Here is a 23429-nt window from a genome sequence, read left to right on the forward strand (position 1 = left end):
TTAGTTTCATATTTCTATATCAGATTAAAACAGAAAAAACCTCATCACTATAGATAAGGTTCTTGATAACTTGATTATACTTTAAACCATACGTGTTGATTAATCACAATTATACAAACCGATATGACATATCTATCATTGTTGTTTCACTGATTTTTTATACCGATATCCCATTCAATGGATTACTCACCACAAAGAAGCAAGCGATGAAAACCTGATAATTGTCTACCTGTGCATCATACAACTCCAAAACAATTTAGAATAACGTCTGAATTGTACGGTGCACAGGCAGGCTACACTTATCCTGGTGGTACCAAGACGACGGTCATGTGAGAGAATTAGAGAATTTGCACTGTGCATCACACAAGTCAGAAACTATTCAGATTGGTTCTCGATTTGTGTGATGCACAGGTGCGTTACACTAATAGTGTCGGAATTACGCGATGCATAAGTGCTTTATATAATGCTTATGTATGAATCTCCTTTTAAAGTTTTTCAGAAATAAATTGACCAATTGTTAATAATGAGCTTATAGGACCTAAAGATTTTAATAAAAAACTATGAAGTAATTTCGCTTTACATTTATCTTTAACATGAAGTGCCCTTTCCAATTCTTGCGCATGGTAACTGGCTTGTTGCTTTTCTTCTTCACTAATTTTACTATTTACTATGAACTCAGACAGGCCCGCAAAGATTTTATCAATAGACTCGTTGTGTTTCGTAATTTTATTCTGTTTTACATTATCACTCAAAATATTGATATTGTCACCGAATGACGAATGAGAAATATTTAGGTTGTTTTGGGACATAATATACACCGCCTCATTTTTCTGTAATACAATTTTCTTATCATAGGGAGAGATAGAAGTATCTTGAAAATCAGTCTCAAATAATTTCCTTTTAATATCCCGAGGTATTAAATCTCTATAATCATTTAAATCCATATGGAATTCCGAGTTGACATGTGAAACTGAGGTTTTTAAAGCTAAGTTTATAAAGTCATGAAGCTGATAGAAGTCAAGGTCTTGAAAGCAATATTCCAGGTAAAAATCCATGTCTATATCACTAATTGAAAAATCCGAACTTTCTTCCTCTTCAGTAACCGGATATCCGTAATTTGGAACGTCATTAAAATAGAGACTCTCGCCATATTGATTAAAGTGGTCTTTTTCCATATCGTTTTCCAAACGTAAGATCTTGTATAACGCATGTTCATGTAACGGGGATAAATCTCGCTCAAATCCATCTCTACTCCACACGTAAATATCAGTAGCGGCTGAATCACATTTTTCCTTTGTTTCATTGTATATAACTTCAGGGAACAAATCCGAATAATCATTTCCAAAATCTTCATTCATTAAAAAATAGTTTTTAATAATTGATGCAAGTATTTCTCTTGCGAAAACCTTTACCTCAGAGTTATCGATATATATTGGTAACATATTCTATCCTTTCCCCTCGCTATAAAACTTTTTACTTACAATAATTTTAAAGAAGATACCTGGACCCACTCAATTCTGAATCAATCTAGAGTTGTGTATGGACCTGGTACCAACACATTAAGCAATTGCATCCCTATCTCTGATTTCTATAGCAATAGACGGTATATTATCAATGCCTAAATTTATTAGACTTTCAATTTCTTTCCAAGGCCAATTAAAGCTTAAATCTGACGGTTCACAATCGACTTGAAGTGTTTGGCCTTCATTATCCCAACTAGCTTTTACATTCCATGCCGAAAATAAATTAACTTCCTTGTAAACCTCTATTGCTTCATCTGTTATGAGAACTCTACCACTATAAAACATCTTTACATCCCCCTTACTTAAAATTTATTATAATGAATTTATTATAATACTACCAACTATTCATTCAAAACCCAATTCTTATTCGGAACGATTACTAACTTTGTATAGTAGTATAAAGGTGAATTTCAAAAGTATATTCACTTAATCTTTTTATTGCTAGATATTCTTTCGATTTGATGGATTTTTAGAAAATATTTTATTTTGGCTTACCTGTGCACAACAGATATCTGACATCACCCAGAGTATTTCTTATGTTATAAGATGCACAATTACTTTGTATCATCATATTTAGATCACCTGTTGCTGTCGATTAATTTGTTTTCCCAAAATAATAAATAACGAGTCTATAAATGATATCTTATTAGCTCAAATAATTCTGCAACGACTCAATCGCCACCTTATGCTCCTCGATCTGCCTCTCTAACTCCCGCGTCTCTTCCCTACCAAGCCAATACTTCGACGCATACTCCGCATTCTCTTTTATTTTATACAAACGCTTTTCTATTTCTTCCAGAATTCGATCTTGCTGTTTAACTTGCTCCAGTTGCTGTTTCAACTGATCCAGTTCTTCTGAATTATCCATCGTTTGCTATCACTCCTTTACATCTACATACAAGTTTTATTATCACGTTATAATTAGCTATTTGCCATCCATAATTATATAATAAGAACACACATTCTTATCTTATAGGAGGGTTCACTATGTCGATTGGAAAATTGCTGTACTCTACGAATTCACGATCTTACGGCTTTCTATTGGAAGATGGTAAAGCAGCAAAGGAACAATACGTTGCCAATTGCACGAACAATAATCTAGAAATAGACTCTTCTTCTACTGAACAATTAAACAGTCTGCTTTGTGCCTTGCTTCTCGGCAGCGGACGTATTATTTCTTCCGCTACTAACCGCAAGTATTTTCGTTTCACTTTCCATGTAAAACACAGTGAATGGGCTCATTCCTGTCACCAGCAGTTAAAAGCGTATGTATCGGACTTTATTATAAAAAAAGAACAAACAACAGATACACGAAGTAAACTTGGCTTTACAGAGCGTATAGTGATTGAATCTGTGACTATTCCTAACGCAGAAGCATTGCACACCACTTGGTATCAGAACGGCTTCAAAGGCATTCCTCTGGATTTTGTTGAACAACATATGACGGCTCAGACACTCACGTGGTGGTATCAGGAATCCGGACACTTGAAAGTGAAAGAAAACGGCACGTTGGAGAAGTTGATCCTCTCCACCGAGCAATGGACCGATGACGAGCTTAGGTTACTTCAATATGTAATAAATATCAAATTCAATTTTCTGTTTGCGATAGACTGTCAACGAAGACTCATTCTCTATGACCAACTGCAAATCAAATATTTTCTAAGTATAGTTACACCATGGATCCATCCTCTATTTTCTTATAAAATCAGGAATGAAGAAGTTCACAAGTCAGTTGCAAAACGGACAACGATACGACTGCCCAATCAAATATCTATTCCTGCACCTACGAAAGAGATCAATCAAATGATTAAGCAATATGCCTCTTCTATCCAAGTAACAAGAAACAACTTCCAAAGATTGAATTACGCGAGGCAAGAGAACAATGAATCGACACGCTATCAAGTGAGCCTGACTGAAGAAAATCAACACGTCCTGTGTTCCGTCCAAGCTTCGACAGGTTTAACGTTAGGTGAGATTGTGCAAGAGTGCTTTCATCAGCATAACAGCTTTTCACCGCGACCGTTGAATACGTTGGATGATCTTTCGACAACACAGCAAAATATTATGCTTGGTTCGATTATTGGTGATGGCATGCTTACGCATAAAAAGTCCAAATACAAAGGTATACGAAGCAGTTATCACGAGCACTTTTCAATCAAACAAAAAGAATATCGTGCCTGGAAAGTAATGAAATTGAAACCCTATCTGAGTTTCATTCCAAGAGGAGACCATATCATTTCAAGAACAGGAGACTTGTGGAGCAGACTGGAAGAGGTGATTTACAGTGAGAAAACAGATGGGAAGAACAGGATTAAACAGCTGCCCCTCAGCATTCTGGACAAATTAGATGATTTGCACAGCTTGGCCACTATTTATATGGACGACGGGTCGTTGCTACTGACTACCCGTGTAAATCACAATCATAAAAAGATTTACATCACTCCCCATATCGCACTTTACTTACAAAGTTTCACATACGAAGAATTGCTGCTCTTACAAGAACAAATGAAAAAGTTAACCACAGTCGAATTCCGACTGACCAAACTGCCAAGCGGCAATGGTTATTATTTACGAACCAGTCGGATAGCTGATACATTACAATTCCTTCAAGATTTAGAACACATTGTAGTTACCTGTCCCTCTATGAGTTACAAAACTAACTGGCAGTATCGATTTTACTTAGAGAAGCAAAAATGGCGTCAAAAGCACCCGAATTATCAGTTGATTGTCAGCGATAGAAAACGAATGCGCGCCTACACTGAAGATGAAATAAGCAATTTACGACATATGAAGCAATCCGGTAAAACAGATCAACAGATAGCAGATGTACTTGGCCGAAGTTACTGGTCGGTGGTCTATAAAATTAGTGAGCTACGATCGCAAAATTTAATGTGAATTTAAAAAGAGACTCCCTTTAGGAAGTCTCTTTTTACGTGCCGAAAGTTCTATTAACGTAGTAGTTGTAGAACGCCCTGCGGCTGTTGATTGGCTTGCGGAGCCCCTAATTATTTCCAATTAGGACTAGACTATATCTCCATCCTCGTACCTAAATACCTAGGATGCTGGGCACTTCGAATGTCAATTGACACCCTACGGATTTCATCGTCATAGCGATTTGCCTTAGACGGTATATCCTAGTCGTTGAACCTTCTCCAGAGTTTCCTCACAGGAGCTTGGCTGCTGATTGTCCAATTCCACTTTTTTTCAACCGTTCACGTTGGCCGTTTCCAGCTGCGTTGTCGGAAAGTAGACTTCAGGAGGTTCCAGCAATTCACCCAGTTATGCGTCCTATCCGTTACCGAATAGGCGTCCCTAAACCGTTCACCGTAAGAGTTGTAATACTCCGTTCGGAAGCTGGTTCGATTGAGAAAGCATTGCTTGTGCTGCTTGAGTTAAGATGTTGTTCTTCGTAAAGTCCATCATCTCTTTCGCCATCGTGCGAACATTAGCTTTCACTAATGACTAGACTATATCTTCACCCTCCACACTGGGTAGGGGCCGGGCACTTCGGATTCACAAGCTACTCAGTCTTATGTTTCCTACGGATTTCATCACCATAGCTTGCGCCTTAGATGGTCTATCCTAGTCGTTGAACCTTCTCCACTCTTTCGAGACAGGAGCTTGGCTGCTGATTGCCCAATCTGTTCTTTTTTCAAGCATTCACGCTGACCGTTTCCAGTTACGTTGTAGCAAGAACAGTTTTAGGGGTTTCCAGCAATTCACCCGGTCATACTCTCTAACCGTTACCAGTCAGGACGACTGTGTCTGTCACTGCTTTATGCAGCTACGACATAATCCACGTCACGGATGCGTGATTCTGCAGCCGTTAGATTTTCGGAAGAAGTTCCGAGGTTGTTGATTGTGTGTTCTAGACGGTTTGTTGTTGCACCTAGTTTAGAACGTTCACCAGAAACCGTGTCAATAGCTGTCTGAATCTTCGTTACAGCTTCAGCTGCTTTAGTGTGCGATGAAACGTCAAGAGCTTGCTCAGTTATCGTATTATTAGTGCCATTATTCACTCCACGTGTCGCGTCTGCATTTCCGACAGTTGAAATCCCTAAGTTTGCTGCTCGCATATCTGAAATATCTAAAGTTAAACTTTGATTTTCATTGGCACCTATTTGGAAATTAAGACTTTCTCCTTTTGCAACTGCTGGCGTACCAGGACCTGCAACTGAACCAGATGTAGTAGTTGTCATGCTAGCACCTGTTCCTGAAACTACAGGTGCAGTTGAAGACTCTTGGCCTGTTTTTTGCGTCAGTACGACCTTTCCACCTGATTCAGTTGCAGTGTACTTTGTTTTTAAATCATCATCGGCATTTATTAAACTTACAAGTTCTGTTGCATCTTTAAAGTTAGTTGTGCCACCACCACCAGCGTCAAACGTTAAACTTTTCCCGTCAATAACTACATCTGCAGACCCGATAGTAACTTCGTATACGCCCGGAGTAGTAGTAGTAGCCGGCCCTGCAGCTACGGCTTCAGTCTTAATATCTTTTGAACCGTTTAATAACTTTTGTGTATTAAATTCAGTCGTATTACCGATTCGATTAATTTCTGAAGTCAATGAATTGATTTCTTTCTGGATTTCTTTGCGATCTCCGCCAGTATTGGTATCGTTACCTGCTTGAACAGCTAATTCACGCATCCGCTGTAGAATGTCGTGAGTTTCATTTAGAGCACCTTCTGCTGTTTGAACTAATGAAATACCATCCTGAGAGTTTTTAGCTGCCATATCCAAACCACGGATTTGACCTCTCATTTTTTCGGAGATAGCTAGTCCAGCTGCATCGTCTCCTGCTTTGTTAATTTTAAGACCTGAAGACAACTTCTCGATGTTGTTAGCTGCTGCTGCGTTGTTTGAACCTAGTTGACGATGCGTGTTCATTGCTGCCATGTTGTGATTGATAATCATTATAATTTCCTCCTTGAGTGTTTGTTGGGTACACGTCCTTGTGTCCCTTATTTGTGTTACGGTTTTGAGTGCCGGCCGGACGCTCTCTGCCGCTTACACTACTAATATCGGATGCGTGACTAGAGTGTTTAGTAGTTTACAGAAAATCTTTTCAACTAATTTGATATGTGAAGAAAAGATGGCGTTCACTTGCTTTCTTGATGATCTAAATTATATTTACTTGTTATCTTTCAAATTTTTATACCAGTTAAGATCTAGCGTCAGTGATTCAGTATTGGTTTCTTTAATAGACTGAATAAGTTCACCTCGTACAATTTCTACGGATTTAGGCGCTTCAATCCCCACCCGTACCGTGTCACCCTTTACTTCCAAAATCTTTACTTCTATATTGTCTGCGATTTTAATCGTATCGCCCGCTTTGCGTGAGAGTACTAACATATTATTCACTCTTTCCGCTAGTTGTTTTTTCTTTCATTTCATCCAATTTCTTTTCGTCGATCGGATGCTTGATAAGATAGCGCTTATCATTCAATACCATTTGTTTGGCTTTTCTGTTGTTTGTTTGGAATAGTAAGGGCGCTTGTAAGTTAATTGTAGATTCTTCAAACGGTTCTTTAATGAAGACAATGCCGAGTACCATTAGTTCTTCTGGACTTTTCACTTCTAGTAAATCGACTGTTGGATCATCTACTTTGATGTCATAGCCTTCTACGAACTTGTATGGATTCGCTACGACGAATGCCACGCCTGCTTCTTTCGTCGACTGCATGACTTGGAATTCCTGATTATCACCGATTGGCAAAATGACGAATTCTTCTTCCTCTTCGAATCCGGGAAGTCCTTTCGGGAAGTGCCATGCTTTAGATAGATCTACCTCAATTTTACCGTGGAATTTGGTTGCGATTTCTTTTAGTTGTTGTGTCACTAGATTTCTCTCCTTTTTAACGTATTGCCAGTTTACTATTCATTAAATCTTCCAATCAATTTGTATCGATCCATACTGTTGCATTTCTACAGATACTTTCCCAGGTGTGTAATTATGGATTGGTTTATTTATTTGTGCATCGATTTTCGGTTTCTTCGGTGTGACGTTAATATCCAGTGACCCTTCAGAAAAGCTCATTTTGATTTTGGTACGGTCGCCTATGAATTTCACTTGAAGTTCAGCCATCGGTTTCTCTGTATTTTGCTTCACAATATCTGCTATCGTTGAACCATTTTCAATCTTCATAAGTTGCTGACCTTCTTGCGCGCGACGAGCTGCACCTTCTTGTACTTTTTGCATGCCGTATTGAGCATTTTCAGCCGTCCGACGAAACACACTCTTCAAATCGATGTCTGCCCGATTCTCTGTTGTGTCGAGTGATAGTTGCGGTCGGGTTGTCGTCATTTCGAGAATAGCCGCGGGTTGTTCAATACTTAGGCTAGCTTTTGGTTGCTGAATTTCTTGAACTGGTTTCGTCACTTGCAGATCAATCTTTGCCGGTGTGGTTTGGATTTGAAGCTGTGGAATGTTCACTTCTATCACTTCCCTTACTTTCTTATATAAAAATAGCGGACACTTGCTTAGTGTCCGCCACATCTTTTAGCGTAGGAAATCCATTAAAGAAGGCTGCATAATTCTAGCGCCAACTGACAATGTTGCACGATGGATCGATTCTGATGTAATCAAGTCCGTAATCGTTTTTTCATAATCGACGTCTTCGTTTTGAGAGCGTTGTTTTTTGGCTGCGCCTTCTTGCATTTCCAAGCGGTTGTGCATTAGTTCTGCACGATTGGAACGAGCGCCGACGTCTGCACGTTTTGAAAGAACGACATCCATATGACCGTCAATATCTCCAATTAGTTTACCAAAACTTTCTCCTGTAGACGTAGAGCCAGTAGCTGTGAGGTCTTTTACTTTATCCAGCATAGTATCAATATCTTTAAACATTTTACTTACATCGGTACTGACTCGTAAGCTTATGCCGTCAAACACTTCTATTTCTACGTTTTTAGAAAATGAATCTCCATCTTCAAACGTACCCTTATCCTTATTAAACAGTGGTTGATCCGTCATACTACCGCTGAATATATGCTTGTCGCCGACTTTAGTATTGGCCATATCTTGTAAGTGCTCACGGAGCTGACCAATTTCTGTTTCAATTGCTTTTCTATCCGTCTCTGTCATCGTGCCAGTATTGGAAGCATTAGTTGCCAGCTCTTTCAAACGATGTAAAACTTGTCCTACTCCATCCAACGCATCATCCGAACTATCCAGCCAGTTATTCACCTCGCCCATGTTCTTTTGAAATTGCTCCACCTTGTCGACTTGCATTCCGTACCCCATGCCTTTCATCACGACGACAGGATCATCAGATGGACGAGTGACTTTTTTGCCTGTATTCAGTTGTTCTTGTAATTTCCCCATATTATTATAGCTGCTAGATAAGTTGCGCAGCATGTTTTGAGAGAGCATAGATTGTGTTACACGCATGAAGATTCCTCCTTAATTATCTGCCGACTGTACCCATGCCGTTGATGATTTTATCGAGCGCTTCATCCATCACGGTGATCATACGGGCAGATGCGTTGTATGCTTGTTGGAAACGGATCATGTCGGTCATTTCTTCGTCTAGTGACACCGTACTAATTGAGTCACGTCTGTTGGAAACAGCTAACAGCAATACGCCTGAGCTTTCGGTCATTTTTATTGCTTGTTGTCCTTCGACACCTAATTGTCCGATTGCTTGAGCATAATAACTTTGAACGCTTGAACCTTCCAATCCAGGTAACTTCGCAAAAAATACATCGCCAAGTTTTTTTGCGTTTTGACCGTTACCGACTTCCGCACCTGTTTTTGAATCGGAGGCAGCCAGTTTATTCGGATCTTTTCTAATTTCATTATTTACTACAATATTACTTGCGCTAAATCCGGTTGCACCAGTAGGTAAAACAAAGAAAGGCTGCCCTTTTACACCTGTTGAGTCTGTACCATCTTCATGAACCGCATTAAACGCTTTCGCAAACTCATTCGCCATTTTGTCTAACTTAGCAAGCATTTCAGGATACAGTCCTTTTACTTGATTACCATCTTGATACCCGTATGAATCCACAAGTGATTTCAATTCTCCATTTTTGACCATATCGGTAACAGACAGCATACCGTCAGCAGGATTCTCAATCGGTCCGCCTGTAAACGTGAAGCCTGTCATAGGATCTGGAAATGGTTGGTCTGGATCGTTGCCGTCCACTGTGAGTTCTGCAACTTGGTCTTTTTGTACTACAGTTATCGTTTGTCCCGGAACATTCGTTTTGATTTTAACGGTTACCGTACCTTCTGAAATCGCAAGAGCACGTCCGCCAGTTTTCTCATAGCTCGTTTCAATCGGTACATAGCTAGACAACTTATCTAGTAAACCGTCCCGCGCGTCATAGAGATCATTCGGTAAATAGCCATTCGGTTCTACCGTAGCGATTTGTTTGTTTAATTCTCCAATTTGACTCAGCAGCGAGTTAATATCATTCGTGCTAAAGTCAATTTCATCGCCTAGATTCCCTTTAATTTCGGAAACTGACTTATGAATATAGTTAAACGAGTCAGCTACCGCCACCCCACGCTCTACAACAACCGCACGTGCGCCACCGTTTTCCGGATTCGCTGCAAGCGTCTGCAATGACTGCCAAAAGTCGCTCATCGATTTCTGTAAACCATACTCGGAAGGTTCGCCAATTGCGTCTTCCATTTGCGCTACGGCATTCGTACGCGATTCCCAGTACCCAAGCTTCGTCGATTCACTACGAAACTGATGATCGACAAACGAATCACGAATCCGCTGAATACTTCCTGCTTCTACGCCTGTCCCAAGAAATCCTGGCATTGTTCCCGCGTTCATTCCTACCCCAGGAAATCCAGAAGTCGCCTGCATGTTCACGCGCTGACGTGAGTAGCCGGGTGTATTTGCGTTGCCTACGTTATGCCCTGTCGTATAAAGAGCGGATTGCTGTGTGTACAATCCGCGTTTGCTAGTTTCTAGTCCCATGAATGTCGAGCGCATGTTGTGTCCTCCTTAAGCTTGGGAGTCGAATGACGAGAGCTTCGTTTTCGCTCCGCTTTGTGACTGCCCTTGTACTTCGTTTTTCGAATAGTTGACGGTTTCCGGACGCGGACGGACCATGTCCAGCGATAGATTCACAAATTGAAGAGATTGATAGGTCAGTTGCTGATTGAGTTCATTCTGCTGTTTCAACTCATGAATCGCATGCAGGAGACGGTCCTTCGCCTCTGCTAACTGTTCTTTGTCCGGAATGCTTGCTAGTTCAATTAAATGCGTCATCGTTGGTTCAGCAGGTACTGCACGTCCTTGTGCGGCTATATACTGCTTCACTTCCTGTACGCGCTTTTGGTCCATTTGCATAATAGCTGCAAGGTGCGCTTGCTCCTCCTTCAACAGCTGGTCAATCCCGTCGACGTCATCGCTTTTTAGCAGTGCGGTCTTGTCGTTGGACAGACGGAGCAAGCTCGTATGCAGTTTTTCTAGGTGATTGAGCGTTGTCAAAATTGGTTCAATGGACATGTGTAACCCTACTTTCCTTCTGGCTTATTGAAATACGACAGCATGCTGGAAGCGAGTTTGCTCGCATCTACTTGATAGTCTCCAGACTGCACTTGCGCTTTTAGTTCCTGCACACGTTGTTGTCTAGCCGATTCAATCGGTGAAGCCGCAGATAACTTTTTTGCTTCCGAAGAAATCTCGAGCTTATCTGTTTTCACTTGTGCGGCTTGCTTCGCCTGATCCACTTTCATTTGCTGGTTGCGGTACGAGTTGACGGCTTGTGGTTTAAATCCATCTATTTTCATACGTCTCGCTCCTTTCAATTCTTATGGTAGATTTGGGTCCTACTCTTTACTTCGGCAGATTTCAAGAAGTTTTTAGAGGCTTTTGTACGAAAAAGCGAGCAGTACGAACTGCTCGCTTCGTATTGTACCCTCAACGGTCTTTTTGTGCGTAATATGTGCCTCGCTCTTGAGCTTTGATCGCTTCACGGAGCTCTTGCGCCGCATCAAATGTCCGCAAATCGGATTGAATCTCATCCGTACATTTGGCACAGATCTTCCCTGTCGATGTTAATGCGCCACATTTATCACACGGATAACCAAGATTCGGGAACAATGCCGGTTGCAGTCTTCCTTTACGTACCCAGCGATGCAGTAATTCCTGTGTGACACCTGTTACTTCAACAATCCGATCGATATTCGCCGCACGGTTCTCTCGTTTACGTAAAAATCGATACACCGTCTCATACATTTGCTCTTCCGCTTGCGCACACGTTCCACATACATCCCGAAGGCCCGTGTAATTAAACATACCGCCACATGTCGGACAATTTCTTACTTCCGCCATTACTCTCACTTCTCTCTCATAGGTCTGAACAACGTCACGGCTTCCACTCGATGTACGCCGCGCTGTTTCAACGCTTCAGCTGCGTGACGCAATGTCGTGCCAGTCGTATAAATATCGTCAACAAGCACATAGATTGCTTCATTACTATCTATATCGGCTGTTACGCGAAATAGTTCAGTCATCGCAAGACGTTCGCTACGAGATTTTTCACCCATCACCGATTCCGTCGTTTTTTCAAGTAATGACTGATACGGAATCTTCGCAGCTTCTAGCAACGCATCCACTTGCGAAAAGGTTCGTTTCCTTTTATTGATCGGATGCATTGGAATCGGTACGACAATCTTTTTCGAGTCGTTCAGTACACTACGTAATGAAGGCGAGAAGATTTGCGCGAGCGCGACGTCTTGCATGAACTTGAACTGATGCAAGTACTCTCTCGCTGCTTCATTGTATGCATAGAGTGAATGAACAGAATCGAGTCGATCGTCTTCTATGACCTGGTCAATGCGTTCAAACTTTACGAGACAAGTGGGACAGGCGGAAGTGTCTTCTTGAATGCCGAGGAAGTGTTGCCAAGTGGGCTGGTCGTCTAAGGATTTATCGCATAGCAAGCACGTCATTGCGGCACCTCGGTACGATTCAGCTTACGAATTTCCCGTTTCGCTTCGTCCATCGCGTGTGTGATGCCTTGATGAAACAGTACAAAGTCACCTGACGTGTTCGGTACAGAGCGCCCTACTCGTCCGCCGATTTGAATCAGCGCGCCTTTATTGAAAATCGTTTGCTCCGCTCCGACTACCGCCACTTGCACATTCGGTATTGTAATCCCTCGCTCCAGAATCGTCGTCGTTAACAAGCCAGGAATTTCTTTCTGCCTTAGTAACTGCACGCGTTGTTTGCGATCCTCATGTTCTGCATGGACGGCACAAATTCGTTCGTCGAGCTTCTGAAATAACGGTTCAGCCAGTTCCATCAGTTCAATCTGATGAAAGAAAATGAGAAACGGTTGCTGTTTGTCGAGACGTTCCGTTGTCCAGCGCAGTAATTTCGCTGGAATTCGTTTCTTTTTCAGCTGTTTCTCATAATTCCATAGCGCAACGCTTCGCGGTACAGGTAGTGGCTGTCCGTGATAACGTCTCGCGAGAACGGATAGGTTGCCTTGCTTTTTATTCATCGCAAGCAACTGACTAGAAGGCGTGGCCGTGACGAAATGAATCGGTGCGTTAGGTTTTGCGGCTTTCCTAACGGCTCGCTGTAACGTTTCATCCGCTGTATACGGAAACGCATCGGCTTCGTCAACGAAAATCACGTCAAACGCCTCGTGAAAGCGATAGAGCTGATGGGTCGTCGCAAGGATTAGCTGCGCGTCGAAATGTTCTACTTCTGCCCCACCATATAACGCTTCTACTGTAGTATCTGGAAAGGCAGTCGTTAACCGCGGCAATAGCTCCAAAATGACGTCGACTCGAGGCGCCGCGAGACAGACCCGCTTGCCTTCATTCAATACATAATGAATCGGCTGAAACAGCATTTCCGTCTTGCCCGATCCGCACACCGCATAAAGTAAATGAGATACGCCTTGTTTCGTACTGTCGAGCAACTCACGCGTCGCTTTCTGCTGAGAAGGAGTTAAATTCCCTTGCCAGTTCATTCGGTGCTCAGTCGGGAATGCGGGTAGCGTGCCTGTCCACGTAAGTAATTCTGAACAACACGACACCCGCCCCATGTTGAGACAGTTTCTACAATAAGCGCACGGTGCTTCGCATTGTGCACACGTAAATACAGTGAAGTGTGTTGGGTTTTCATTATGACAACGCTGACAAGTATAGTGTGTGCCGTGCCACGTCTTTTTTGACGTGACGCCTTGTTCTATATGAATCTCACCTTGACGGATTGCTTCATCAACGGTTTCTTCCGGGAATGGCATAAGATGACGCAACCAAATGCGCCCTGCCAAGAATTGCTTGAGTTGGTGTCGTTCGGACATGCAGTTCCCCCTGTTCAGGTTCCGCGTCGTTTCACCCAACCGAGTCCCATCGCCCCTTCACCAAGATGCGTGCCGATGACCGGGCCAAAGTGGCTGATCGTGAAATCGACGTTCGGATGTTTTTCTTCTAACTGTTTCTTCCATTCTACTGCGTCGTCATAGCGATTCGCATGGATCACTGCCGCGTCGAGTAATTGATTCTTGGCGTCTTCCGACAATAAATCCGAAATACGCTTCATCGCTTTTCTCGCTGTCCGAATTTTTTCAAACGGTACGATAATTTTGTCTTCGAAATGCAGGACAGGCTTCACTTGTAGCAGTCCGCCAACTAGCGCCTGTGCTCCGGATAAACGGCCGCCACGTTGCAGATGCGATAAGTCGTCCACCATGAAATAGGCTCTGACGTCTTTCTGCATTTCTTTCAATTCTTCAATGATTGCACGTGGGTGTACGCCTTCATTCGCGAGCTGCGCTGCACGAATCGCGTAAAAGCCTTGGGGGTAGGCTGAAATTTCTGAATCAAACGGTAACACTTCTAGGTCCGGCACGAGCTCGGCAGCTTGAATTGCGCCCATATACGTTCCGCTGATGCCACTCGATAGGTGGATCGTAATGACCGCGTCGTAGTCTTTCGCGAGTTCGCTAAATAGCGCTTCAAAGTCGCCGATTGCGGGCTGTGATGTTTTCGGTAGCGGGCCTTTGCCGCGTACCATGTCGTAGAATGCTTCGGTTGTGATGTCGGCGTCTTCTTTGAATTCTTTGCCGTCTATAGTTACGAGTAACGGGATGGTATGGATCCCGAGTTCTGCTTTTATGTCATCCGGCAAATACGCCGTCGTGTCTGTCACAATCGCTGTTTTCAATATGATCAACTCCTGTTACTTATTCTACCTGAAATCGGTGGAGTTGGCATCTGTGAAGTGGGAATTGAAGTGGTTAGGCTGAAATGCTGTACGTGTGGGGATTTGCGCTCTGGGCGGACGCTTTCCCATGGGCTCGGCTTGAGTCAAGCGAACAGCAAAGGGTTCGCTTTGCCGTATTTCTGTGTACTTTACAGAAATTAAGGTATCTGTCCAGGGTCTCAAGCTCTCGCTGATCCATCGGGAGTCGCCGCCCTCCGCTCCAATCCTACTTTTAGTTGGGTGGCACCTACTGTCGTTCATTGAAATTGGTATTGAATTCTAGTTCAAGTGCATATATCAAGAGATTAAGTATGAACGGCAATGTTCCTACTCACTACTGCAACAATGAAACCCAACAAAAACTAAAGAAACAGCAATAGGTAAGGGATGGGGGTGGAAGATGGTCGACTCTGGGAGGATCAGACCGATCAGGTGAAACAACCAAAGGGAGCGCAGCGACCTGGTTGGTTCACCGCGGTCCCTCCAGAAAGCGTACCATCTTCCACCCCCATCCCCTTCCACTATCCCACGTGAAGCTACTCTTCAATTAAAGAATTCACATTAGTGAAGAGGTGTGGAAGGCGGCGACTCAGGGAGGACCAGCCCGACAGGTAAGACAACTAAGAGAACGCGGTGAACAGTTGGCTTACCGCGGGCCCTCCCGAACGCGTCCGCCTGGAACGCAGCGTAACGATGCCCTTCCCCTTCCACTCTCTAAAACTGACGAAGTAACTCTTTCATGCTATCTTGTAACTAGACTGAACACTTCAAGGAGGCGTTTGATTATGCAGGAAATTATCTATGAACAGCGGGACGCGGTAGCGTATGTGACGTTAAACCGGCCGGAGTCGATGAATGCGTTTAACTTTCAACTGTTGCTCGAGCTTGGGCAAGTCGTTGAAGGAATTCGAATCGATCCCGACGTGCGGGCAGTAGTATTTACAGGTAGCGGCGACAGAGCGTTTAGTGTGGGGGCTGATTTGAAAGAGCGAAAGACGTTGACTGAATCAATGGTGCGACGGAATTTGAATAAAATTGGCGACGTCTTTACGATGATCGACCAGTTGCCTCAGCCGACGATTGCCGTCATTAATGGCTTCGCGTTTGGTGGCGGTATGGAGCTTGCGCTATCTTGTGATTTCCGGATTGCCGCGGACAGTGCGTTGATGGGACTGACCGAAACGGGGCTTGCGATTATTCCAGGGGCTGGCGGGACGCAGCGGTTGCCTCGTTTAATTGGTGAATCCAAAGCGATGGAATTGATTTTGACAGCTCGACGCGTGTCCGCTGAAGAAGCGTTACAGATCGGCATGGTGACGCAGAAAGCGCCTGTGAATACATTGAACGAAGTCGTGAATGCGTTTGTGGATTCATTACTCGCTAACGGACCGATTGCGATTCAACAGGCGAAGTTTGCGATTAAGCAAGGGATGATGGCGGACTTGCAGACGGGGCTTGCGATCGAGCGTAAGGCATATGAGATGACCTTGCCAACGGAAGATCGAGTGGAGGCGTTGATTGCTTTTTCGGAGAAGCGGAAACCTGTATTTAAGGGGAAATGAGTGTTTTTGAGGGATGAAACGTGATGGATTGAGGTTCACAGTGAGGTGAATTATGCGTTCAATCGGCTTGTTAGAGCGGTTGGACGTCTTTATTAAGCGGTTAAATGGGGGGATAGAGCACTCACGGTAAAGTATGAGCGGATAACACATTTGATAGAGCGGCAGCCGATCTAGGTAGAGCGGATCTAGACCAACTATGAGCGCGGCCCCGGCCACTGTCCCTTCTATAAGCAATTGATTCGTCCTAAGCTTCACAGCATGGTCGATAGAGCGGATATACGTCTGCATTGAGCGGTTAAATGGGGGGATAGAGCACTCACGGTAAAGTATGAGCGGATAACACATTTGATAGAGCGGCAGCCGAGCTAGATAGAGCGGATCTAGACCAACTATGAGCGCGGCCCGGCCACTGTCCCTTCTATAAGCAATTGATTCGTCCTAAGCTTCACAGCATGGTCGATAGAGCGGATAAACGTCTGCATTGAGCGGTTAAATGGGGGGGATAGAGCACTCACGGTAAAGTATGAGCGGATAACACATTTGATAGAGCGGCAGCCGAGCTAGGTAGAGCGGATCTAGACCAACTATGAGCGCGGCCCGGCCACTGTCCCTTCTATAAGCAATTGATTCGTCCTAAGCTTCACAAATATGGTCGATAGAGCGGATAAACGTCTGCATTGAGCGGTTAAATGGGTCGATAGAGCACTCACGGTAAAGTATGAGCGGATAACACGCTACATAGAGCGGCAGCCGAGCTAAATAGAGCGGATCTAGACCAACTATGAGCGCGGACCGGCCACTGTCCCTTCTATAAGCAATTGATTCGTCCAAAGCTTCACAGCATGGTCGATAGAGCGGATAAACGCCATCATTGAGCAGTTAAACGGTTGAATAGAGCGCTCACAGTAAAGTATGAGCGCATAACACGCTACATAGAGCGGCAAACGAGCTGAATAGAGCGGATCTCAGCCAACTATGAGCGCAGCGCAACGCAGCACAGCACAGCGCTGACCAACCAATACCCCATCTACCAGCAATAAATCCATCCAATAACGTTAATATTTCAAAGAAAAAATCCTTCCGAATCACTCGGAAGGATTTTTCATATTGTCGCATCGCGGGTTTTGCCCAACAACTCCCGCAGCCCACGCAACTTTCGTCAAAACGGCAGTCGCCCCTTGACGATCCGCTTCATGGACAGCACGGATATACGCACTGTTTGCTTCATCGACGACATATTGAGGCGTAACATGATTCAACGTCATCGCCAGTACATCGTTAAGGCAACGCTCGCAGGTACACGGCAAATGCAACTCATTCTTATATTTGGAAATCACGTCACGTACCACGACCTCCATAATATTATGCACTTTCATAGTCAGATACTCCTTCTCACTTAGAAAGTATAATCTTCTTCTTCAACAACTCTTTACCCGAAATACCAGGCTTCGTCATCTCGAATGGATGCAGAATGGTATCCAACTCTTCTTTCGACAAAATATTTCGCTCGATACAAATCTCACGGATCGACTTGTTCGTTAACAACGCTTCTTTCGCAATCTCTGACGCCACTTCGTACCCGACATGCGGATTGATTGCTGTGATGATCCCGATACTCTTCTCCACATACTCATTCAAGTGCTCGACGTTTGCCGTGATGCCGTCTAAACAATAATCGCGGAATGCGCCGAAGACGTTCGTCATGATTTTCAATGACTGCAGCAAGTTGAATACGAGTACTGGCTCCATCACGTTTAATTCGAACTGTCCCGCTTCTGACGCCAATGCGATCGTCATATCGTTACCGACTACTTGGAACGACACTTGGTTCATGACTTCCGCCATAACCGGGTTCACTTTTCCTGGCATGATAGACGATCCTGGCTGTCTTGCTGGTAATGCAATTTCAGATAGACCTGTACGTGGACCGGATGCCATGAGGCGCAGGTCATTACAGATTTTCGACTGGTTCAACATCGTGCCGCGAAGTGCTGCCGATACTTGAACGTACGAGTCTGTGTTTTGTGTTGCGTCTACTAGGTGTGTGGAAGACTTTAGTTCGAAGCCACTGTTTTCTGATAGGTAGCTCGCTACTTTTTTGATATACAGTGGGTCCGCGTTCAAGCCCGTTCCGACAGCTGTAGCGCCCATATTGATTTCATATAAATACACACGGGATACACGAACGCGTTCGATGTCGCGGCGTAGTACCATCGCGTATGCTTCGAATTCTTGTCCAAGACGAATTGGAACCGCGTCTTGCAAGTGGGTACGGCCCATTTTCAAGACCGATTGGAACTCGATTGATTTTTTCAAGTAGGTTTTATGAAGGGACTCCATAACTCCAAGTAGTTTGTCCACTTTCATGAGTGTTGCGATATGAATTGCAGTCGGGAACGCGTCATTTGTCGACTGCGCCATGTTGACGTGCGAATTCGGGCTAATGATGTCGTATTCGCCTTTTTTGTGACCGAGAATTTCAAGTGCACGGTTGGCGATGACTTCGTTTGCGTTCATATTTACGGACGTTCCGGCTCCACCTTGGATTGGATCCACGAGGAACTGATCGCGCAATGCGCCATTGATTACTTCTTCAGATGCCTTAATGATTGCTTCTGCAAGATTAGCGTCCAATTGACCAATGTCGCGGTTAGCTTGTGCTGCAGATTTTTTGACGATTGCAATCGCACGAATTAAGTCGCGGTTGACGCGGTAGCCTGTAATGGGAAAGTTTTCTGCCGCGCGTAATGTCTGGATACCGTAATACGCGTCTAGCGGCACCTTCTTCTCTCCGATAAAATCCGACTCTATTCTGTACAGTAATTGTTCTTCCATCATGCAGAACCTCTTCTCAAGTAGTTTTTATAAGTTTAATTCGTATCTCATTATACACACTATATTTTTCATGTATAGCCGTTTGGGCATACAATCTCATCTTACCTTATAGATAACGTTTAAACCACCCGGTAATCTCTTCTAATCTCGCAATTCGCAGATTCGGTTTCCCTGTTCTTGACATATTATGATCGGATTCGGGGAAGCGCACAAATTCTGTCTCTTTACCTAAATCCTTTAATGTAATGAAGAGTTGTTCCGCTTGCTCGATTGGGCAAACGAAATCTCGTTCTGCATGAAGAATCAATAACGGTGTATCAATATTCTCTGCATACTTTAACGGCGACTGCTTCCATAGCGTGTCGACATCTGTCATTCCCGCTTTTAAATGCCAATCGGTGAAGTAGTAGCCAATATTGGATACGCCGAAGAAGCTGACCCAGTTGCTGATGGAGCGTTGCGTAACGGCTGCTTTGAATCGATTCGAATGCCCGACAATCCAGTTCGTCATGAAACCACCGTAGCTACCACCTGTCACGCCAAGGCGCGTTTCATCAATCCAACTTTCCGTTTTCAACACTTCATCCAGTCCTGCCATAATGTCTTCATATCCACCGCCACCATAGTCACCGCGCACTGCGTCAACAAACGCCTGACTGTAACCATGGCTACCACGTGGATTGAGATAGAGTACTCCGTAACCTTGCGCCGCTAACACTTGCATCTCATGGAAATACGTATAGCCGTACATCGCATGCGGTCCACCGTGAATTTCGACAATGAGCGGATACGTTTGACCTGCTGTGAAGTTCGCAGGCTTCATTAACCACCCTTGGATATTTTCATTGCCATTCGTATACTGAATCGTTTCCGGTTCCACTACCTTCACTTTCTTCAACCAGCCTTCATTGAATGAAGTCAGCTTTGTCCGTTCACCTGTCGCAATCGATTGACGATACAGTTCTCCTGGATTCGTCATCGTGCTAACGGTGAGCAACGCGAATTCAGCGTTGCTCGCAACATCATAGCCGTAAACATGTTCTTCTTCACCCGTCGCAGGATAGATCGCGCCGTCGAGTGTAGCCGCATATAAACGCACTTCCCCCATACTCGATAGTTGGAAATACAGTTGCTCATCTTCCGTCCACACTACGCCTGGCGCAATCGTTTGCTGCAAGTGATCGGAAATACTTTCGTCTCCGATTGGCGCGTCAATTCCCGCTGTTACATTCATCGTCTGACCGTTCGTTTGGTCATAGACGAAAACATCTGCCTGTGTAACGTTTTGGAACGTCATATCATACCCTGTATACGCAATATAGCGGTCGTCTTTAGAGAAAGCTACATTGCCGAAAAAGCCTTGTTCATCGAGAATGACTGTCTCTTTTCTAGTTTCAATATCCAACAGCACGAGCGGAACGCTGAAGTCATGATCCGTCTGCTCGTTGCGATTGACACCGATGACCAATTGCTTGCCGTCATGCGAAACTGCTTCAAGTGAATGATCAAATGGTTCCTTTGTGAAGTTACAGACATTGCACGTCGCGACATCGACATAGCCGATTTGGGTGTATTCGTCTTGCGGTAAAACTCCAATGAAATCTTCTTTGTATTTCATTTTCGTCACACGAATCGGTTGCGGAAATCCTCCTTGCTTCTGTACTGTAGTAGAAAATGTTTCGCCTGTTTTCAGCTTGCCTGTAAACCAGATTTTCTTACCGCACGGTGACCATTCGAATGAATCAATTCCTTCTTTACAGTCCGTCAGCGCATGTGCTTCCCCGCCCGCTTTCTGCATTAGATAGAGTTGATTCGTTTCACTACGATTCGATATAAACGCGAGTTGCTTGCCGTCTGGAGACCATTTCGTCTCACTGACTTGTTGCTTACCATATGTCCATCGCGTTACGTCACCCGTCTGCAAATCGATATGATGAATCGCCGAGTGATACGCATTCTCTTCTTTATTTAATTCCGTCACCGTAAACACCGCTTCTTCGTCGTTAGGCGCCAATACCGGGTTCGTTACAGATTTCGTTTCAAACAAATCTTCAATCATTACACATCGTTTATTCATCTAATCCCTCCTGTTTTCTCACTATTCTCTCTAAACCATAACAAGACCGCGCTTACTTTGGCAATAAATGCGTAAAAAAAACGAGTGACGGGATATGCTTCCCCATCACTCGTTTGTATGTTTATTAGCTCTTAATTTGCTCTTTCAATGAACGTCTTAAAATTTTACCTGTCGTATTTTTCGGTAACTCATCTAGGAACTCAATTGTTTTCGGCACTTTATACTTCACGAGACGCTTCGCACAGAATTCATGCAGCGACTGTTCCGTAGCATCCGAACCTTTCTTCAATACAACATACGCTTGTACTTCTTCACCGAAGTTCGCGTCTGGCACACCAACGACTGCCGCTTCCACGATGTCACGATGACTAAACAGCACTTCCTCTACTTCTCGAGGATAAACGTTGAATCCACCGACGATAATCATATCTTTCTTGCGGTCTACGATATAAAAGTAACCGTTTTCATCGCGTCGCGCCAAGTCGCCCGTATAGAGCCATCCGTCACGAAGTGCAGCCGCAGTTTCTTCAGGCATTTTATAATAGCCTTTCATAACGTTCGGTCCGCGTACAATTAATTCACCAACTTCATTGTCAGGAACTTCTTCACCCATCTCGTCGACCACTTTATTCTCCACGTTCATGATATTCGTTCCAATTGATCCAGGAACCCGCTCGCGGTCTAACGGATTGAAACATGTAACCGGTGAGGCTTCGGATAGACCGTACCCTTCCGATACACGCACATCGAATTTTTCTTCGAAGTCATGAAGCAAAGAAACAGGTAATGATGATCCACCTGAAATCGCGAGTCTGATTGATTCAAAGTCTTCTGTTTTACCTTCCGGATATTGATAAAGGAAGTTATACATAGTAGGAACGCCCGCAAATACCGTCGCCTTCTGCTCACGAATCATGTCAAATATCTCACCCGGGCTAAAGCGTGGCTCGAGTAAAATAGTAGCCCCTTTAACGAGCGGTGCATTTGCTACAACCGTTAATGCGAACACGTGGAATAAAGGCAATGTCGCTACGATTTTATCGTTCTCGGAGAAGCCTAAATAGTCCCCGACGTCACGCGCATTCGAGTAAATATTCTTATGAGTTAACATCGCACCTTTGGGGTGTCCTGTTGTCCCCGATGTATAAAGTATGATAGCGCTTTCATTCTCGTCAACTTCAACCGCTTCCGTCATCGGTTTAGACTTCTTAATGAGCATGCTAAATGGATGTACTTTTGCCTTCACCGCGTCATTCAGCGCAGCTAATTTCTGTGCTGCATCCGGACTCATTTCACAGACGACATAGTTCTCTATCGTCGGGAATGACTGGCTTGCTACTTCTACAAGTGGCAATAACTGGTCGATCGCAATAACGGCTTTGGCGTCACTGTTTTCAAGAATGTAAGAAATTTCGTCAGGTGTATAAAGCGGATTGATCGGCACAGCCGTCGCTCCGATCCGCATAGTGGCATAGAGTGAGATCAGATAATGCGGCGTGTTGCCGAGTAAGAATGCGACTTTGTCTCCTTTGTTTACTCCTAGGTTTTGTAGTGCGTTGGCGAACATGGATACCGACATGTCGAACTCTGCGTACGTCGTGTTTTTCCCCATGAAGTGGTAGGCGATTTTACTTGGCTTGGTCTGTGCTGTCTGTTGAACACTAGAAACTAAATTCATGCTTTCATCTCCCTAACATGTGAATGAATAACCATTCAGTATTTCGTTCATTATACTGATAAAACAATTAATTGGCAAGAGTTTACTGGAAATTTTGTTATTTTAGTTTATTAGGGTTGGCTGGACCGGGTAAAGGGGTGGGGATTTGCGCTTCGGAGGGGACGCGTTCTGGAGGGCCCGCGGTAAGCCCCCTAGTCGCTACGCTCCTTTAGTGGTCTTACCTGATCGGGCTGATCCTCCAAGAGTCGCCCCTCCTACGCTCCAATCCCTTACAATCAAGGTAGGTAACACTTTCTGTTATCCATTGAACTATGGCTTGTAATCATTTTATAATTTGAACCGCTTTAAACTTGAACTAATGAAACTACAACAATAATTCACGTTCTATCTACAGTGTCTAATCTTGCTACATCCACTTTGTAACTAGGATTGAAGCGGAAGCTGACGGCGACTCCCTCTTGAAAAGGTGATGATGACAAGGCTTGTCGCATTATTCTATTGACCCAAAAAGAATTTATATGACTAGTAAAGAGAATCGTCTACCTGAAAGTACATACTTTTGTAG

The 23429-nt window shown here is 44.0% G+C and carries 22 protein-coding genes; 2 read left to right on the top strand and 20 right to left on the bottom strand.

The genetic code is table 11. The features are described from left to right. Positions 1-485: 485 nt before the first annotated feature. From CSV68_RS12690 to CSV68_RS12700, 3 genes are all read right to left on the bottom strand, one after another. Complete coding sequence (locus CSV68_RS12690; protein ID WP_099662318.1) at positions 486-1442, bottom strand: hypothetical protein; 957 nt, start codon at positions 1440-1442, stop codon at positions 486-488. A gap of 117 nt (positions 1443-1559) precedes the next feature. Beyond that, positions 1560-1808 carry a hypothetical protein gene (locus tag CSV68_RS12695; RefSeq protein ID WP_099662319.1) on the bottom strand — a complete coding sequence of 83 codons (249 nt, stop codon included), beginning with the start codon at positions 1806-1808 and terminating at the stop codon, positions 1560-1562. Positions 1809-2169: 361 nt separating this feature from the next. Continuing rightward, entirely contained in the window at positions 2170-2391 is a 222-nt protein-coding gene (locus CSV68_RS12700) for a hypothetical protein (RefSeq protein ID WP_099662320.1), read from the bottom strand. 119 nt (positions 2392-2510) lie between these two features. On the opposite strand from CSV68_RS12700, the gene CSV68_RS12705 reads away from it, so the two are divergent. Beyond that, positions 2511-4418, top strand: a complete 1908-nt coding sequence (locus CSV68_RS12705; protein ID WP_099662321.1) for a hypothetical protein — start codon at positions 2511-2513, stop codon at positions 4416-4418. A 426-nt stretch (positions 4419-4844) separates the two neighbouring features. On the opposite strand, the gene CSV68_RS12710 is transcribed toward CSV68_RS12705, so the two are convergent. The 13 genes from CSV68_RS12710 to CSV68_RS12770 form a co-directional block, all read right to left on the bottom strand. Next, positions 4845-4958 carry a flagellin gene (locus tag CSV68_RS12710; protein ID WP_099629383.1) on the bottom strand — a complete coding sequence of 38 codons (114 nt, stop codon included), beginning with the start codon at positions 4956-4958 and terminating at the stop codon, positions 4845-4847. A gap of 341 nt (positions 4959-5299) precedes the next feature. Beyond that, entirely contained in the window at positions 5300-6439 is a 1140-nt protein-coding gene (locus CSV68_RS12715; RefSeq protein ID WP_099662322.1) for a flagellin N-terminal helical domain-containing protein, read from the bottom strand. Between the two features lie 216 nt (positions 6440-6655). Next, positions 6656-6877: a carbon storage regulator CsrA gene (gene csrA / locus CSV68_RS12720; RefSeq protein ID WP_099662323.1), complete on the bottom strand. Its 222-nt coding sequence runs from the start codon at positions 6875-6877 to the stop codon at positions 6656-6658. Between the two features lies 1 nt (position 6878). Further along, positions 6879-7364 carry a flagellar assembly protein FliW gene (gene fliW, locus CSV68_RS12725; RefSeq protein ID WP_099662324.1) on the bottom strand — a complete coding sequence of 162 codons (486 nt, stop codon included), beginning with the start codon at positions 7362-7364 and terminating at the stop codon, positions 6879-6881. A 42-nt stretch (positions 7365-7406) separates the two neighbouring features. Next, positions 7407-7958 carry a DUF6470 family protein gene (locus CSV68_RS12730; protein WP_099662325.1) on the bottom strand — a complete coding sequence of 184 codons (552 nt, stop codon included), beginning with the start codon at positions 7956-7958 and terminating at the stop codon, positions 7407-7409. Between the two features lie 66 nt (positions 7959-8024). Next, the gene (gene flgL, locus CSV68_RS12735; protein ID WP_099662326.1) at positions 8025-8915 is read right to left on the bottom strand and encodes a flagellar hook-associated protein FlgL; all 891 of its coding nucleotides are present in this window, start codon (positions 8913-8915) and stop codon (positions 8025-8027) included. 16 nt (positions 8916-8931) lie between these two features. Continuing rightward, positions 8932-10476 (bottom strand): flagellar hook-associated protein FlgK, encoded by a 1545-nt coding sequence (flgK, locus tag CSV68_RS12740; RefSeq protein ID WP_099662327.1) that lies wholly within the window; start codon positions 10474-10476, stop codon positions 8932-8934. A 12-nt stretch (positions 10477-10488) separates the two neighbouring features. Continuing rightward, complete coding sequence (locus tag CSV68_RS12745; RefSeq protein ID WP_099662328.1) at positions 10489-10995, bottom strand: flagellar protein FlgN; 507 nt, start codon at positions 10993-10995, stop codon at positions 10489-10491. An 8-nt stretch (positions 10996-11003) separates the two neighbouring features. Then, positions 11004-11279 carry a flagellar biosynthesis anti-sigma factor FlgM gene (flgM, locus tag CSV68_RS12750; RefSeq protein WP_099662329.1) on the bottom strand — a complete coding sequence of 92 codons (276 nt, stop codon included), beginning with the start codon at positions 11277-11279 and terminating at the stop codon, positions 11004-11006. A gap of 130 nt (positions 11280-11409) precedes the next feature. Next, entirely contained in the window at positions 11410-11823 is a 414-nt protein-coding gene (locus tag CSV68_RS12755; protein WP_099662330.1) for a TIGR03826 family flagellar region protein, read from the bottom strand. A 5-nt stretch (positions 11824-11828) separates the two neighbouring features. Then, positions 11829-12443, bottom strand: a complete 615-nt coding sequence (locus tag CSV68_RS12760) for a ComF family protein (protein ID WP_099662331.1) — start codon at positions 12441-12443, stop codon at positions 11829-11831. After that, complete coding sequence (locus CSV68_RS12765; RefSeq protein ID WP_233192922.1) at positions 12440-13810, bottom strand: ATP-dependent helicase ComFA; 1371 nt, start codon at positions 13808-13810, stop codon at positions 12440-12442. The genes CSV68_RS12760 and CSV68_RS12765 overlap by 4 nt, the downstream gene beginning before the upstream one ends. Positions 13811-13824: 14 nt before the next feature. After that, positions 13825-14673 carry a DegV family protein gene (locus tag CSV68_RS12770; protein ID WP_099634856.1) on the bottom strand — a complete coding sequence of 283 codons (849 nt, stop codon included), beginning with the start codon at positions 14671-14673 and terminating at the stop codon, positions 13825-13827. Positions 14674-15497: 824 nt separating this feature from the next. Between CSV68_RS12770 and CSV68_RS12775 the strand changes: the two genes are divergently transcribed. Then, on the top strand, positions 15498-16274 hold the full coding sequence (locus CSV68_RS12775) for an enoyl-CoA hydratase-related protein (RefSeq protein ID WP_099662332.1): 777 nt from the start codon (positions 15498-15500) through the stop codon (positions 16272-16274). Positions 16275-17359: 1085 nt separating this feature from the next. Here the strand turns inward: CSV68_RS12775 and CSV68_RS12780 are convergent. From CSV68_RS12780 to CSV68_RS12795, 4 genes are all read right to left on the bottom strand, one after another. Next, the gene (locus CSV68_RS12780) at positions 17360-17650 is read right to left on the bottom strand and encodes a late competence development ComFB family protein (protein ID WP_099662333.1); all 291 of its coding nucleotides are present in this window, start codon (positions 17648-17650) and stop codon (positions 17360-17362) included. Positions 17651-17666: 16 nt separating this feature from the next. Then, positions 17667-19112: an aspartate ammonia-lyase gene (gene aspA, locus CSV68_RS12785; protein ID WP_099634853.1), complete on the bottom strand. Its 1446-nt coding sequence runs from the start codon at positions 19110-19112 to the stop codon at positions 17667-17669. 103 nt (positions 19113-19215) lie between these two features. Further along, on the bottom strand, positions 19216-21186 hold the full coding sequence (locus CSV68_RS12790) for a S9 family peptidase (RefSeq protein ID WP_099662334.1): 1971 nt from the start codon (positions 21184-21186) through the stop codon (positions 19216-19218). Positions 21187-21310: 124 nt separating this feature from the next. Next, on the bottom strand, positions 21311-22864 hold the full coding sequence (locus CSV68_RS12795; protein ID WP_099662335.1) for a fatty acid--CoA ligase family protein: 1554 nt from the start codon (positions 22862-22864) through the stop codon (positions 21311-21313). Positions 22865-23429 lie beyond the last annotated feature (565 nt).

It is taken from the genome of Sporosarcina sp. P29, assembly GCF_002743265.1.
Lineage (GTDB): Bacteria > Bacillota > Bacilli > Bacillales_A > Planococcaceae > Sporosarcina.